The following is a 15390-nucleotide window of genomic DNA, read 5'->3' as shown; positions in this document are numbered from 1 at the left end:
GCACCTAAATTAAGCAGCTAACGACCGCGGAACCGTGCTTAGCGGCGGGGTCACCGCCCGTGCCTGCCTTAGACGTCGGGGTTAGCGAAGCCCTTCGCGCCTTCGTCATCCTGGGGCGAAGCAAGGAGCGAAGCGACGCGGCGCAGACCCCGGGATCCATGCCGGGACATCAGCCGAAGAATGCAACGTGCAGAACGATCCTGTTCACATCCTGCCCTGAAAAGATCCTGCCCCGCAGTGCCGGACGAAGCAGAGGGCTCAGAAAAACGCCTGTATCCCCGTCTGAGCCCTGCCAAGGATCAGCGCATGCACGTCATGCGTGCCTTCATAGGTGTTGACCGTCTCCAGGTTCTGCGCGTGGCGCATGACGTGGTAGCCGATCTGGATGCCGTTGCCGCCATGCATGTCGCGGGCCTGGCGGGCGATGTCAAGCGCCTTGCCGCAATTGTTGCGCTTGACGATGGAGATCATTTCTGGGGCCATCTTGCCTTCATCCATCAGCCGCCCGACGCGCAGCGAGCCCTGCAGGCCGAGCGCGATCTCGGTCTGCATGTCGGCGAGCTTTTTCTGGAACAGCTGCGTGCCGGCGAGCGGCTTGCCGAACTGCTTGCGGTCGAGTCCATACTGCCGGGCCCGGTGCCAGCAATCCTCGGCGGCGCCCATCGCGCCCCAGGAAATGCCGTAGCGGGCCCGGTTGAGGCAGCCGAATGGGCCGCCGAGGCCCCTGGCGTTGGGCAGCAGCGCGTCTTCGCCAACCTCGACGCCTTCCATCACCACCTCGCCGGTGATCGAGGCCCTAAGGCTGAGCTTGCCGCCGATCTTCGGCGCCGACAGCCCCTTCATGCCCTTCTCCAGCACGAAACCGCGGATTTCGTCCTTGCCGTTGTCGCCCTTCAGCTTCGCCCAGACCACGAACACGTCGGCGATCGGCGCGTTGGATATCCACATTTTCGAGCCGGAAATCTTGTAGCCGTTCGCCGTCTTCTCGGCCCGCGTCTTCATGCCGCCCGGATCGGAACCGGCATCCGGCTCGGTCAGGCCGAAACAGCCGATCCATTCGCCCGAAGCCAGCTTCGGCAGGTATCTCTTGCGCTGCTCTTCCGTGCCATAGGCATGGATGGGGTACATCACCAGCGACGATTGCACCGACATCATCGAGCGGTAGCCGGAATCGACCCGCTCGACCTCGCGCGCCACCAACCCGTAGGTGACGTAATTGGCGCCGAGCCCGCCATATTCCTCGGGAATGGTGATGCCGAGCAGGCCGGCCTCGCCCATCTCGCGAAAAATGCCGGCGTCGGTCTTTTCCTCGAGATAGGCCTCCTCGATGCGCGGCGCGAGCTTGTCGGCGGCAAAGGCGGCCGCGCCATCGCGCACCATGCGCTCATCCTCGGAAAGCTGGTTCTCGATCAGGAAGGGGTCTTCCCAGACGAACGCGTTCTTGTCGGCGGCCATGGCTTCGCTCTCTCCCAAAATCTTGAAGTGCTCGGGCTTATCCACCTCCGCTTCGGAAAAATCAAACAAAATTGCATCACCGATCAATGAGGTTTAGTAATGGATCATGAACGTCCAACGCCGGCTTTTGCCCAGCACCAGCGCCCTTGCCGCCTTCGAGGCCGTGGCCCGCCTTGGCTCCTTCACCGCTGCCGCCCAGGAACTCGATTTGACCCAAGGGGCCGTCAGCCGCCAGATAGCCCTTCTGGAGGAACAGTTCGGCCGCCGGCTGTTCGAGCGCGACAGCCGCAATGTTCGGCTGTCCACGGCGGGCGAAATCTATGCCGAAGCCGTGCGGGCGGCACTCGGGCAATTGCGCGACGCCGCGCTCGGATTGATGAGCAATCGGCATAGCGGCATGCTGAACCTCGCCATACTGCCGACCTTCGGCACGCGCTGGTTGATGCCTCTGATCCCGGATTTCGTCGCAGAAAACCCTGACATCACCATCAACTTTGTCACCCGCATCGGCCGCTTCGACTTCGCCCGCGAGCGGCTCGACGCCGCCATCCATCATGGCCAGCCCGACTGGCCGGACGCCGATTCCACATTGTTGATGCGCGAAACCGTGATGCCGGTGGTTTCGCCCGACTTCCTTGCCAGCCGCGATATCACCACGGCGGCCGACATCAGCCGCCTGCCGCTGCTGCACATGGCGACGCGTCCCGGGGCCTGGGGCGAATGGTTCGAGGAACAGGGCTTGAGCGCACCGATCGGACCCGGCATGCAGTTCGAGCAATTCGGCACCGTTGCCCAAGCCTGCATGGCGGGGCTTGGCGTCGCGCTCCTGCCGCAAGTTCTTATCGCCGGCGAATTGCAGCGCGGTCAGCTCGTGCCGGCGCCGGGACAGCCGATGCAAAGCCGCAGCGCCTACTACCTCGTCGTCCCGAACGACAAGCGCGGCCACCCGCCCGTCGTCAGCTTTCGCGACTGGCTGCTGGGCCAGGTTGAGAAGGAACCGGCCGTTCTGGCCTGGTAGCTACTTCCGCTTCATCGGCACGGTTTCCGGCTGGAAGCGCAGCGTTTTTGCGACTTGCGTTCGGCAACTTTCGCATCGAGCTTGCTTTTGATCCGGGCGAAAGCCTGGTCTCCATCGACCGAACTGCCACTCGCCATGCCCTCGTCCCAAGACGCCCCAACTCTTGGACACTCACTTTCTCGAAACTTGCCATATCGCGCGTATCTCCACACAAGGATGGTAGATAACGCTCTAGCGATTGCAAGGAACCATTCGAGGCTACTTCCGCTTCAAGGCATCGGCCAGTGCTGCGCCAAACGCGCCTTGCTGTGCCGGTCGTTCCGGCTGACGCTGCGGCATCGGCGAAGGTTGCGCCGGCTTGCCGCCGCCATTGTCGCGCGGCCCCTTCGGCGTCCCGCCCTCGCCGCCGTCCTTGCGCATGGACAGCGCGATGCGCTTGCGCTTGATGTCGACATCGACGACCCGCACCTTCACCACGTCGCCGGCCTTCACCACCTCATGCGCGTCCTTGATGAAGCGGTCGGCGAGTTGCGAGACGTGCACCAGCCCGTCCTGATGCACGCCTATATCGACGAAGGCGCCGAAGGCCGCGACATTGGTGACGGTGCCTTCGAGAAGCATGCCGGGCTTCAGATCCTTGATATCGTCGATGCCATCGGCAAAGGTCGCGGTCTTGAAGCCGGGGCGCGGATCGCGGCCGGGCTTTTCCAGTTCGGCAATGATGTCGCGCACCGTCGGCAGGCCGAAGCGTTCGTCGACGAAGACTCGCGGATCGAGCGCCTTGAGCGCGGCACTGTCTCCCATCAGCGAGCGCACATCGCGACCGCAGGCGGCGACGATCTTCTTGGCCACGCCATAGGCTTCCGGATGGACCGACGAGGCGTCGAGCGGCTCGCTGCCATTGGCAATGCGCAGGAAGCCTGCGGACTGTTCGAACGCGCGCGGTCCGAGCCGCGCTACCTTGAGCAGCTCCTTGCGGCTGGCGAACGGCCCGGTCGCATCGCGATGCGCGACAATGGCATCGGCAAGCGACGCGCCTAGGCCTGACACGCGGGCCAAAAGCGGCGCCGAGGCGGTGTTGAGATCGACGCCGACAGCATTCACCGCGTCCTCCACCACCGCCTCCAGCGAGCGGCCAAGCCGGTACTGGTCGACATCATGCTGGTACTGGCCGACGCCGATCGATTTCGGCTCGATCTTGACCAGTTCGGCGAGCGGGTCCTGCAGGCGCCTGGCGATCGACACCGCACCGCGCAGCGACACGTCGAGCCCGGGAAACTCAGCCGCCGCTGTCGCGGAGGCCGAATAGACCGAGGCGCCGGCTTCGCTGACGATCACCTTGAGCGGCTTTGGCCCACCATCCGAAGGCATGTCGGACAGCATGTCGGCGACCAGCTTTTCAGTCTCGCGGCTGCCGGTGCCGTTGCCGATCGAGATCAGCTCGACCTTATGCTGGCGGATGAGTGCTGCGAGCTGGGCCTGTGTGCCGCGCACATCGTTCCGCGGCGGAAATGGATAGACCGTCGTCGTCGCCAGCACCTTGCCGGTGCCATCTACCACCGCGACCTTGACGCCGGTGCGGATGCCGGGATCGAGCCCCATGGTCGGACGCGATCCGGCGGGCGCTGCCAGCAGCAAATCCTTGAGGTTGCGTGCAAAGACATGGATCGCCTCTTCCTCCGCCCGCTCGCGCAGGTCACGCATTAAATCGAGCGTCAGGTGCAGCGAAAGCTTGATCCGCCAGGTCCAGCCGGCGACTTCCATCAGCCAGCGGTCGCCCGGCAGGCTGCCGCCGATGGCGTAGGCATTGGCGATCATCCGCTCGACCGGCTTCACCGGCGAGGCATCGTCGGCATCGACCTCGATGTCGAGCGACAACACCTCTTCGTTGCGGCCGCGCAGCATGGCCAGCGCGCGGTGGCTCGGAACATTTGCCCAACGCTCGACGTGCTCGAAATAGTCGGAGAATTTCGCCCCGGCCTCCTGCTTACCGTCGACGACACGGGCACGCATGAAAGCGCGCTCCTTCATGTAGGTGCGAAGGTTGCCGACCAGATCGGCATTTTCCGCGAACTGTTCCGACAGGATGTCGCGTGCGCCTTCCAGTGCGGCCTTGGCGTCGGTCACATCCTCGGTCACATAAGCCAGCGCCGCCTCGGCGGGCACCAACGACCGGTTGGCCAAAATAGCCTCCGCCAATGGCCCCAGCCCGCGCTCCCGGGCGATCTCGGCCTTGGTGCGCCGCTTGGGCTTGTAGGGCAGGTAGATGTCTTCCAGTTCAGCCTTGGTGGCGGCAGCCACAATTTTGGCCTCAAGTTCTTCGGTCAGCTTGCCCTGCTCGCGGATCGAACCGAGAATGGTATCGCGGCGCGCATCGAGTTCGCGCAGATAGGCCAATCGCTCGGCAAGGTCGCGCAATTGGGTGTCGTCGAGCCCGCCGGTGACCTCCTTGCGGTAGCGCGCCACAAACGGCACCGTCGCGCCCTCATCGAGCAGCCCTATAGCTGCCGATGCCTGCTCCGGCCGCGCCCCGATCTCTGCCGCGATGATGGATGCGATGCGTTTGCTGTCTGCTGCCATGCTGGTCCCTGTCGCAAAGAGCGGCGACCATAGGCGCTGATGTCCGTCACGCCAACCGCAGTGTTCTCAAGCGTCAAAGAGGTCCACAGGAAAGCGCCTTGCTTTGGCTCGTCCTCAGACCATCCCGCTCAGCGCCTCGAAAAAGGCAACGATCTCGCGTTCGAGCGGATAATCTTCAGGCACCGGCTGCGACCCCATTTTTGCAATCACCACTTCCATCTTCGGATCGACGTAGAGCCATTGGCCGTGGATGCCGATGCCGCAGAAAGCACCGTTTGCCGCACCCGTCTGGTACCACTTGTTGCGATAGCGGCCCTTCGGGAACAGATGCACCATCGTGCCGCGCTGCCAAGCCTCCGCGCTGCCGCCGGCAACAGTCGTATCGTGCACCCAGGCTTCCGGCACGATGCGCCGCCCATTGGCCGTGCCGCCCTGCCGCACCATCTCGCCAATACGCGCCAGGTCGCGCGGCGTCACCGAAGTGCCGCCGGCGGTGCGCGCCGTACCTTCCATGTCGACGCCGATCGAAGCCTCGCTGACAGCACCCAGCGGCAGCCACAGTTTCTCGCGCATCAGGTCCGGGAAGCGCTGGCCGGAAGCTCGTTCGAGCAACAGGCCGAGCAGATCGGAATTGGGCGAACGGTAGCGGAAGGTTTTGCCGTGCGGTTCTTCGAGCCGCTGCAAGGTCAGAATGAATTCGCGCAAGCTTTCAGTGCCGCCGCCCGGATTCCACAGCGTAGCGCGACGGTAACGGGCAAAGGCGCTTTCGGGATCGAGATAGGCCTCCTCGAAGTCGAGGCTGACGCTCATATCGAGCACATGCCGGCAGCTTGCATCGGCATAGGCCGAACCGGCGGCTTCCGGAATGTACTGGGTCACCGGCGCTTCCGGGTCGAACACGCCCTCGCCTTCCAGTATTCCGGCGATGATCGCGGTGACCGATTTGCTGATCGAAAAGATGATGTGACGGGCGCCGAAATCCATATTGGGCGCGAACCAGTCGCCGATGACCTTGCCAGCCTTCATCACCGTCAGCGCGTCGCTGCTCGAACGTGTGAGGAATTCGGCCACCGTTTCCGGGGCGCTGGCGATCGAAACCTTTTCGCCGAGCAGGCCGCTCAGGTCCCGCACCGGCGCTTCGACGCTTCCCGGCGTCGCCGCCACGGGAGCGGTCGGCACCAGCTCGCCAAGGTTCTGGAACGACCAGCGGTTGAACGGGCTTTCGCGCCAGTTGGAGAGCAGCACCTCATTGCGGGCAAAGCCGTAGCGGGTCTCGAACGCAGTCTTGCCGGTCATGAACGTTTCCTCAGAGGGATGGTTTGTTGTGGGTCAACCAAGCGCCTTGGCGATGGCGTGCACCGCCTTCAGCGTTGCCACCGAATAGGCGACATTGCTGAAATCCGGATAGCTTGAAAGCTTGACCACGACCATGCCGGTGTCCCAGTCGATATGGATCATCTGCCCGAACACGCCTCGGCACATCAAAGCGCGCGTGCGCGGATTCTCGATCCAGAACTGGTTGCGATAGCTGCCCTCCGGCAGGCTCGGATTGAAGTCCGGCCCATGCTTGCCGTTGCGCGTCGCCTCGATCCAGTCGGCCGGCACGATGCCGCGGCCCTTGTCGAGGATCAGCTGGCCGAAGCGGGCGTAATCGCGCAGCGTCGCGTTGAAGCCGCCATCGGCCAGCGCATAGCCGGCGCTGTCGACCGTGAAGCAAGCGCTTTCGTCGGCGCCGAGCTTCTGCCACAGCTCCTCGGACACCAGCTGCGCCAGACGTTTACCGGTGACCCGCTCCATGATGAAGGCAAGCACGTCGGTCTCGATCGAGCGGTACTCGAACGCGGCGCCATGCGGCCGCACCTTGTCCTTCAGCTGCAGGATCAACTCGAACAGATGCGGCGGCCATTGGAAATCCGGATCGCTGTCCGGCGGCACCGGCTTCCAGCCCGTGGCGACATCAACCTGGCCGATGTCGGAGTAACGGTCGGTGTATTCCTCGGAAAACCGCACGCCGGTGGTCATATCCAGCACATGCTGCACGCTGGCGCCGTCCCAGCCGGTCGCGCCGAGCTCCGGCAGATAGGCGCTCACCGGTTTGGCCGGGTCGATCAAGCCGCGCCCAACCAGAATACCGAACACGGTGCCTGTTACCGACTTCGCCATCGACTGCGACAGATGCAGCGTGCGCTCGGCCATGCCGTTGAAATAGCGCTCATAGGCGACCTTGCCGTCTTTGAGCACCAGGAAGCCGTCCGTGTAGGTCTCGTCGAGCAGGCCAACGAGCGTCGTCGGACGGCCCTTGCTGTCTTCCACCGGCAGCGCGTCGAGATCGGTCTCTGCGCGCTCAAGACGATGGCGATGGCCATTACCGCGCCAGACCTCGATGGTCGGCAGGAATTCGCGGATGTGTTGGAAGGCCCAGCGATTCCATGGCGGCCGGTCCCAGTCGAGCTTCGGCAGCACCATTTGAGGCGGCGAGCCCTGCATGATCGACGGCCGCGGATCGCTGTTGCGATAGGAGTCCATGAAAGCCATTCCGGAAAAGAAAAGACCCCGCGGCGCAGGCCGCCGGGTCTGTCAGACTGCGGTTATTTCTGCAGTTCGGTCCAGATCTTGGTGTAGATGTCCTGGATCTCAGGCGCGCACATCTTCTGGAATTCGCCTTGTGCCTTCGCAGCCTCCGGAATGACGACTTCCGGGGCATCCTTCATATCGGCCGGCATGTATTTGTCCGAGCCGGTAATGGCGTTTGCGTAACGGTGGAAGGCCGAGAGGCCGGCCGCGTTTTCCGGATCCATGATGAAGTTCTGGAACAGCTTGGCGTTCTCGACATTTTTGGCTTCCTTGAGAACGACGACGTTATCGCTCCACAGGCCGTAGCCTTCCTTCGGATAATTGTAATGGATGGCCGGATTGGCCAGCCGCTGACGCAGCGCCGAACCGTTCCAGTCGCTGGTCGCCTTGAAGTCGCCGGCGCCCATCTTTTCGATGGTGTTGTATTCCATGGCGATCCAGTTCGGCTTGGCCGCGACAAGCGTGTCGCGCACCTTCTTCAGCACCGTCTTGTCGTCGGTGCACTGCTGGCCGCCGACATATTTGATCGCCGCGAAGATAACGTCATTCATCTCGGGAACGACATTGGTCTTGCCCTTCAGCTCGTCCGGCGTGTTGAAGATGATGCCCCAGCTGTCGGCTGGTCCCTTGTAGGCATCGGTGTTGACGACGACGCCGACGGTGCCCAGCGCCCACGGCACGGAATATTTGCGGCCGGGGTCGAAGTCTGGATTGGCCCATTCCGGCGCCACGTTCTTGAAGTTCTCCATCTTGCCCGGATCGGTCTCCTGCACGAGGCCCTCCTTGATCCAGATCGGCACGTAGGTTTGCGACGGAACGGCGATGTCGAAGCCGGTGCCGCCCTGGCGTACCTTGGCGAGCGCCGTATCGTTGGAATCGTAATCGGTGATGGTCACCTTGACGTTGTATTTGGCTTCGAACTTTTTGATCACGTCGGGGCTGGTATAGTTGCCCCAATTGTAGATGTTCAGCTCGCCATCGGCGCGGGCCAGGCTCGTCGTTGCGAGCAGCGCCAACCCCATGGCGGCTGTCGTTGTTTTCCAGTTCATGGTTTTAGCTCCCATTTGTCGGTTCAGTCTCTTTTCCTGCTGACGAAGAAAAACAACGTGACGATCGCGACCGAAAGCAGCAGGAAGGCGGTCGATATCGCGTTGATCTCAGGCGTGATGCCGCGGCGGATCTGGCCGAGCATGTAGGTGGGCAGCGTATCCTGGCCGCCCGATTTGACAAACTCGGTGATGACGACGTCATCGAGCGAGATGACGAAGGCCAGCATCAGTCCGGCCAGTATGCCGGGCCACAAAAGCGGCAGCGTGATGCGGCGGAAGGTCTTCCAAGGCGTCGCGTACAGATCGGCGGCCGCGCGCTCCAGCGTCAGGTCCATGTTTTCCAGCCGCGCCCGGATCGGCAGATAGGCGAACGGGATGCAGAACGCCGTGTGCGCGGCGATCAGATAGCCAATGCCGGAATAGCCGGTGAAGATCTTGATGCGCGAGAAGAAGATCAGCAGCGCCACGCCCGTGACGATCTCGGGCACCATCAGCGGCTGGTTGATCGCCGCATATTTGAAGGTGAGGCCCGGATAGGACGCGGTGCGCGTGGTGGCGAGCGCGGCCATGGTGGCAAAGATTGTCGACAGCACCGCAGCGACGGCGCCGATCTGGAACGAGCGTAGCGTCGCGTCGATAACTTGCACGTTCTGCCAAGCCGACTGGAACCAGCGCATCGAAAAGCCGCCCCATTCGGACGTCGAGTTCGCCGCGTTGAAGGCATAGGCGACCAGCACGATGATCGGCAGATAGAGCACGATAAAACAGGTCGCAGCGATCACCGTGAAGCCGGTCTGGTGCTTGATGGAAAAGTTCTTAGCCATGCCGCGCCCCCGACTTGCCGGCATTGCGCACATAGGCAAGCAGCGCCACCATGACGATGATCATCACCGTGATCGACAGCGCCGAGCCGAGCGGCCAGTTGCGGCCTTGGCCGAACTGCAATTCGATCAGGTTGGACAGCATCATATTCTTGCCGCCGCCAAGCACGCTCGGCGTCACATAGGCGCCAAGGGCTGGAATGAAGACCAGGATGGAGCCGGCAATGACGCCGGGTTTGACCAGCGGGAAAATGATCTTCCGCAATACCTTGAATCGGGTCGCGTAGAGGTCGTAGCCCGCCTCGACGAGGCGAAAATCAAGCTTCTCCATGCTGGCATAGATCGGCAGCACCATCAGCGGCAGATAGACATAGGCCATGCCGATCAGAATCGCCGTGTCGGTGAAGAGGATCTGCACCGGCGCTGAGACGATACCAAGCTTGATAAGGATGGTGTTGATGATGCCTTCGTTGCGGATGATCTGCAGCACGGCGAAGGTGCGGATCAGAAGGTTGGTCCAGAACGGAATGGTGATCAGGAACAGCCAGAGATCCCTGGTTTTCTCGCTGCGCGTCGCCATGAAATAGGCGGTTGGAAACCCCAATGCCAAAGTGGCGATCGTCGTTATCACCGCCAGCTTGATCGAGCGCCAGAAGATGGTGACATGCGCTGCCGCAAGCGAAAGCGTATCGTCGAAAATGTCGCGTTCCATGAACACCGACAGCCAGGCATCGGGCGAAAACTGCCACTTCACATCGCCATAGGGGCCAGGCGTCAGGAACGAGTAGATCAGCACGATCAGCAAGGGGCCGGTCGCGGCGAGGAAGATCACCAGCAAGGCTGGCGCTGACAGCAGCCACCGGTCGCGCACATCGCGTCGCTCCGCTGCCTTGGCGACTTGTTCCGCGGTCGCCATGATCAGTCCTTCAGCACTTGCGCGGCGTCGTTGCCGATCATGATGCCGATCTGGCCGCCCTGCACGAAGCCGTCACCGGCGCCGCGGCTGTTCTGACGCCGCACGATGAACGGCTCGCCACCGGCAAGGCGCAGATGGAAGTGCGTGTCGGTGCCGAGATAGACGATGTTTTCGACGGTGCCGGACAGCGAAGCGCTCGGGCTGGCCGTGCCCAACTGCGCATGCTCTGGACGCACGACGATGGTGACCTTGCCGCTGGGGCTGAAGCCTTCCGGCAGCGAGGCTGGGATTTCCACACCAGACGGCAGCTTCACCGTCGCCCGGCCACCAGTCGCGCTAACCACATCCGCCTTGAGGAAGTTCGACTCGCCGATGAAGTCGGCGACGAAACGCTCGGCCGGCCGGTCGTAGATGTCGCGCGGCGAGCCGACCTGCAGGATTTTGCCCGACGACATCACCGCGATGCGGTCCGACATGGTCAGCGCTTCCTCCTGGTCGTGGGTGACGAAGATGAAGGTAATTCCGGTCTCGTGCTGCAGCCGCTTCAATTCGATCTGCATTTCCTTGCGCAGCTTGTAGTCGAGCGCCGAGAGCGGTTCGTCGAGCAGGAGCACCTTGGGCTGCGGCGCCAGCGCCCGGGCGAGCGCCACGCGCTGCTGCTGGCCGCCGGAGATCTGGCTGGTTCGGCGACCCGCCAGCGCCTCCATCTTCACCAGTTTCAGCATCTCGGCGACGCGCGCCTTGATCTCGGCCTTCGGCTTGCCCAGCATTTCCAGGCCAAAGCCGATATTGTCGGCGACCGTCATATGCGGGAACAGCGCGTAGGATTGGAAGACGGTGTTGACCGGCCGCTTGAAGGGCGGCAACGGCGCGATGTCCTGACCGTAGAGGAGGATTTCGCCGGCGGTTGGAAAGTCGAAGCCGGCAATCAGCCGCAGCAACGTGGTCTTGCCGCAGCCGGATGGTCCCAGCAGGGTGAAGAACTCATTCTCGCGGATGGATACCGAGACCGTATCGAGGGCAGCAACCTGCCCCTCACCCGATCCGAAAATTTTACTGACGTTTACGACTTCAATTGCATTCCGATCCGGTTTTTCCGGCACGATACGCCTCACTGTTGACCCCGCTCTTGCTGGCGGAGTTTTTCCCCTGTTCGATGTGACCACACGGCCGGTTGGTTGGCAAGTCCGGCATTGAACCACAGTTCAGTCGGTCATTTCGTCTTGCAAGCGGCAAGCTGTGCAAGCCGCATGCCATTGTCAGGCCTGGTAGGTTACCTTGCCACCGCAGACCGTCGTCACCAGTCGCAGCTTGTGCAGATCGGCCGGCGCCGTCTTCTCGATATCGGCCGACAAAACCACCAGATCCGCCATGTAGCCGGGTTTCAGAACGCCTTTGCGATGCTCGGCGAATTCGGCATAGGCGCCCTCGACCGTGTAGGCGGCAATCGCTTCCTGCAGCGAGAAACTCTGGTCAGGATCGCCTTCTGCCCATGGTTTGCGCTGCACTGCCGCCTGAATGCTCAGGATCGGGTCGATCGCTGCCACCGGCCAGTCCGAGGCGAACACGACATGGGCGCCGGCGCTTTTCAGGGTGCGCCAGGCATAGCTCAGCGGCCAGCGGGCCGGTCCGATGCGTGACACCGTCGGCTCCAGTGGAAAATCCATGGCGCCGGGCGGATGCGACGGCTGCATCGAGGCGATGACGCCGAGTTCGGCAAAACGCGGCACGTCGGCTGCTGTGGTGACCTCGATGTGCTCAACCCTGTGCCGGCTGTCGCGCTTGCCATTGAGCTTCTGCGCCGCCTCGTAACCGTCGAGCACTGCGCGCACCGCGCCGTCACCGATCGAGTGCACCGCGATCTGCAGCCCGCGTTTGTCGATAGCCACGGCGAGATCGATAAATTGCTGCGGCGTGAACAGCGGCTCGCCGACCCAGTCGGGACGATCCGCATAGGGTTCGACCATAACAGCGGTCCAGGAATCGAGCACGCCGTCATAGAACACCTTGACCATGCCCGATGACAGCCACTCACTGTGGTAGCGCTCGGCCATGACGGACGCCTTCTCGAGCATGTCGAGCGTCATGAAATTCTTGTAGTGGAACGGGATCTTGACGCGGCAGGGCAATCCCTCCTCGGCCTCGATCTCGGAAAGCAGTTCGAGCTGGTAGAGATTGCCGTCCATGTTCTGGATCGAGGTGATGCCGTGGCGCGCGCACCATGCAAGCCCGCGCCGCATGATGTCACGGTCAGCGGCCCGCTCGGCGGCCGACGGCATTGGGTCGGGCTCACCGCCGGTCGACAGCCCCAGCCGCACCCGGCTTTCGCCGGCAAGGTCGAGCACCGGACCGAAGGCCTCGCCCTCGCGCAATTCGCCCGCGGCCAGGCCGTCGCCACCCATCACGATCTCGTTGCCCGGACCGAGCGTCCGTCCCTTCAGGATGCCGGCTATCTCCAACGCCTTGGTGTTGGCCCACATCGTATGGTGGTCGGGCGCTGCCATGCAGAAGGGGCGGTCGGGCAGGATGGCGTCGAGATGATGGCGTGTCACCCGCTCGTCGCCGAGCACGGTGTAGTCGACGCCCTGGCCCACAAGCATTTTCGCCTCGGGCCGCGTCGTTGCGTAGTCGCGGATGGCGCTTTGAAGCGCCTCGAAGCCATGGATACCGCCGAGTTGAAGATGCGCGAGCTCGGCCCCTCCCGAGAACAGATGCATGTGGGCTTCGATGAAACCGGGCAGGACCGAACCGCCCTTGGCGTCGATCACCTCTGTGGTCGTTCCCTTGAGTTTTTCGATGGCGGCGTGGTTGCCTATGGCGATGATGGCGCCGTCCTTGACGGCAATCGCCTCGGCGGCGGGATTGTCATCGTCCATGGTCCGCACGCGACCATTGATGACGATCAGATCAGCATTTTGACCCGCACCCGTGACAGACATCGCGACTCCGCGCTTTTGACGACTGGCTGAGACCGACAACCCTCTTGTCCGACAAGCTGCCACTCCGCTGGAGCGTCGTTATCGGACGAAAACTGATGCCAGTGCGCTGTTTCGAAATTCCCCTTGTGATCTCTCAAAACAGCGTGGATAAAAGAATGCGACTAATTATTCGCGTTTGTCAACGTGCCGAATTTCGAATGTATTGTGGACAACACACCACGCCAATGTTGAGACCGGGACCTGTGTTGAACCGGCAGGGAACGAAGGCATCAATCCGTGAAGCGCAGTCTCAGCCGCGAAACCAGGATGGCGCTCGAACCGCGCAAGCAGCCGCGGCAGGAACGGTCGAGCAAGGTCGTCGACAGGATACTCGACGCTGCGCTGATCCTGACGCGGGAGCAAGGAACCAAGACGCCGACGACGCTCGCCATTGCCCGGCGCGCGGGCCTGTCGGTCGGTTCGGTCTACCAGTACTTTCCCAACAAGGAAGCCATTCTCCTCGACCTCGCCCGGCGCTGGCTGTCGTCGTTTCCCGAGGTGATCGCCAGGCGCATCGAGGTCACCCCACCCACCAACCGCGACGAGTTTCGGCAGGAGGTGCGCAAGCTGTTCATCGATACCTCCAGAATATATCTCGAAAACGCCACCCTGATGCCGGTGATCGAGGCGATATCCGGCAATGCCGACCTCAGGCCGATCCAGGACGAATATGACGAGCAGATCATCGCGCTTTACGCCGCGTGGCTGCAGCATGTGAACCCGGCCCTTGAAGACAAGATCGCCAGCCGGCTCGGCGTGCTGATGATGGATGTCGGGCACGCCTGCCGGCTTGTGGGGTTGAAGCGGGATCGCAAGACATACGACCTCATCGAGGACGATGTGGAAAGAATGTGGCTCGCTTTGGTCACCCCCTATCTCAACCTTGACTGATTTCGCTATTTCGAGAGGAAATTCATGAAGACTGTCTATTCGCCGCTTCATGCCGGCCATGCCGGCCAGATGGAACTGGTCACGTCGGCAATCGTGCCGGGTTTCGAAAAGCCATCGCGGGCCGAGTTCATCAAGGCGCGGGTCGAGAGCGAGAAGCTGGGGCCGATCATCGGACCGGTCGAGCACGATCTCACAGCCGCCAAGCGCATCCACAAGGCCGACTATATCGACTTCCTGCCAACCGTCTGGCCAGCGTGGAAGGCCGCCGGCCTCGATGGCACGGCGATGCCCTTCACCTGGCCGACGCGCGGCCTGCGCGGCGACGTGCCACCCAAGCGCGTCGACGCCTTGCTCGGCTATTACTCCTTCGACGCCGGCGCCACCTTCGTCGAAGGCACATGGACCGCGATCAAATCGTCCTACGACGTGGCGCTGACGGCGGCGGCCTTGGTCAAGGGTGGCGAGCGGTCGGCCTTCGCGCTTTGCCGCCCGCCCGGCCATCACGCCGGTGCCGGGTTCATGGGCGGCTACTGCTACATCAACAATGCTGCGGTCGCCGCGCAGTGGTTCCTCGACCAGGGCGCCGAACGCGTCTCGATCCTCGACGTCGACTACCACCACGGCAATGGCACGCAGGAGATCTTCTATGAACGCGCCGACGTGCAGGTTCTCAACCTGCATGGCGATCCCATGGTCGAGTATCCGTTCTTCCTCGGCCATGCCGATGAACGCGGCGCCGGCGCCGGCGAAGGTTTCAACGTCAACTATCCCATGCCCTTCGGCACCAATTGGGACGCCTGGAACGCCTCGCTGGAGGATGCCTGCGTCAAGCTCGCCGCCTACGCCCCCGATATCGTCATCGTCTCCCTTGGCGTCGACACCTTCGAGAAGGACCCGATCAGCCAGTTCAAGCTGAAAAGCCCGGACTATCCGAAGATCGGCCGGCGCATGGCCAAGCTCGGCCTGCCGACGCTGTTCGTGATGGAAGGCGGCTACGCCGTCGAGGAGATCGGCATCAACGCCGTCGGCGTGCTCACCGGCTTCGAGGACAAATAGGAAAGCAATTCCAGGATAAGTGTGAGGCGGTTTTCCGGCCGGATTGCGCCAA

General features: G+C 62.7%; 12 protein-coding genes. 3 read left to right on the top strand and 9 right to left on the bottom strand.

Going from position 1 to position 15390, the window contains the following annotated elements; all coding sequences use genetic code 11:
- Positions 1–258 precede the first annotated feature (258 nt).
- Positions 259–1455, bottom strand: coding sequence for an acyl-CoA dehydrogenase (locus NKI88_RS04815; RefSeq protein ID WP_027049851.1), 1197 nt, complete (start codon positions 1453–1455; stop codon positions 259–261).
- Between the two features lie 106 nt (positions 1456–1561).
- On the opposite strand from NKI88_RS04815, the gene NKI88_RS04810 reads away from it, so the two are divergent.
- Positions 1562–2473: a LysR family transcriptional regulator gene (locus NKI88_RS04810; protein WP_023686321.1), complete on the top strand. Its 912-nt coding sequence runs from the start codon at positions 1562–1564 to the stop codon at positions 2471–2473.
- Positions 2474–2731: 258 nt separating this feature from the next.
- Here the strand turns inward: NKI88_RS04810 and NKI88_RS04805 are convergent, their stop codons facing one another.
- From NKI88_RS04805 to NKI88_RS04770, 8 genes are all read right to left on the bottom strand, one after another.
- Entirely contained in the window at positions 2732–5053 is a 2322-nt protein-coding gene (locus tag NKI88_RS04805) for a Tex family protein (protein WP_352653968.1), read from the bottom strand.
- A 114-nt stretch (positions 5054–5167) separates the two neighbouring features.
- A complete protein-coding gene (locus NKI88_RS04800) occupies positions 5168–6349 on the bottom strand; it encodes a serine hydrolase domain-containing protein (protein ID WP_352653966.1) in 1182 nt (393 codons plus the stop codon).
- Positions 6350–6382: 33 nt separating this feature from the next.
- On the bottom strand, positions 6383–7579 hold the full coding sequence (locus tag NKI88_RS04795; RefSeq protein WP_023691711.1) for a serine hydrolase domain-containing protein: 1197 nt from the start codon (positions 7577–7579) through the stop codon (positions 6383–6385).
- A gap of 62 nt (positions 7580–7641) precedes the next feature.
- Positions 7642–8676: an ABC transporter substrate-binding protein gene (locus tag NKI88_RS04790; RefSeq protein ID WP_023804756.1), complete on the bottom strand. Its 1035-nt coding sequence runs from the start codon at positions 8674–8676 to the stop codon at positions 7642–7644.
- A 23-nt stretch (positions 8677–8699) separates the two neighbouring features.
- Entirely contained in the window at positions 8700–9500 is an 801-nt protein-coding gene (locus NKI88_RS04785) for an ABC transporter permease (RefSeq protein ID WP_023671766.1), read from the bottom strand.
- Positions 9493–10413, bottom strand: a complete 921-nt coding sequence (locus tag NKI88_RS04780) for an ABC transporter permease (protein ID WP_023691712.1) — start codon at positions 10411–10413, stop codon at positions 9493–9495. The genes NKI88_RS04785 and NKI88_RS04780 overlap by 8 nt, the downstream gene beginning before the upstream one ends.
- 2 nt (positions 10414–10415) lie before the next feature.
- Positions 10416–11516 carry an ABC transporter ATP-binding protein gene (locus NKI88_RS04775; RefSeq protein ID WP_023691713.1) on the bottom strand — a complete coding sequence of 367 codons (1101 nt, stop codon included), beginning with the start codon at positions 11514–11516 and terminating at the stop codon, positions 10416–10418.
- A 156-nt stretch (positions 11517–11672) separates the two neighbouring features.
- Positions 11673–13352: an amidohydrolase gene (locus NKI88_RS04770; RefSeq protein ID WP_352653963.1), complete on the bottom strand. Its 1680-nt coding sequence runs from the start codon at positions 13350–13352 to the stop codon at positions 11673–11675.
- A 276-nt stretch (positions 13353–13628) separates the two neighbouring features.
- Here NKI88_RS04770 and NKI88_RS04765 point away from each other — a divergent pair, with 276 nt between their 5' ends.
- The gene (locus NKI88_RS04765; RefSeq protein ID WP_023686329.1) at positions 13629–14282 is read left to right on the top strand and encodes a TetR/AcrR family transcriptional regulator; all 654 of its coding nucleotides are present in this window, start codon (positions 13629–13631) and stop codon (positions 14280–14282) included.
- Between the two features lie 24 nt (positions 14283–14306).
- Positions 14307–15338 carry a histone deacetylase family protein gene (locus NKI88_RS04760; RefSeq protein WP_023747172.1) on the top strand — a complete coding sequence of 344 codons (1032 nt, stop codon included), beginning with the start codon at positions 14307–14309 and terminating at the stop codon, positions 15336–15338.
- Positions 15339–15390 lie beyond the last annotated feature (52 nt).

The sequence above is a fragment of the Mesorhizobium sp. M0317 genome (assembly GCF_040321555.1).
GTDB lineage: Bacteria > Pseudomonadota > Alphaproteobacteria > Rhizobiales > Rhizobiaceae > Mesorhizobium.
Note: the sequence above shows the minus strand (reverse complement) of the source record. Positions and strands in the feature narration are given on the sequence as shown.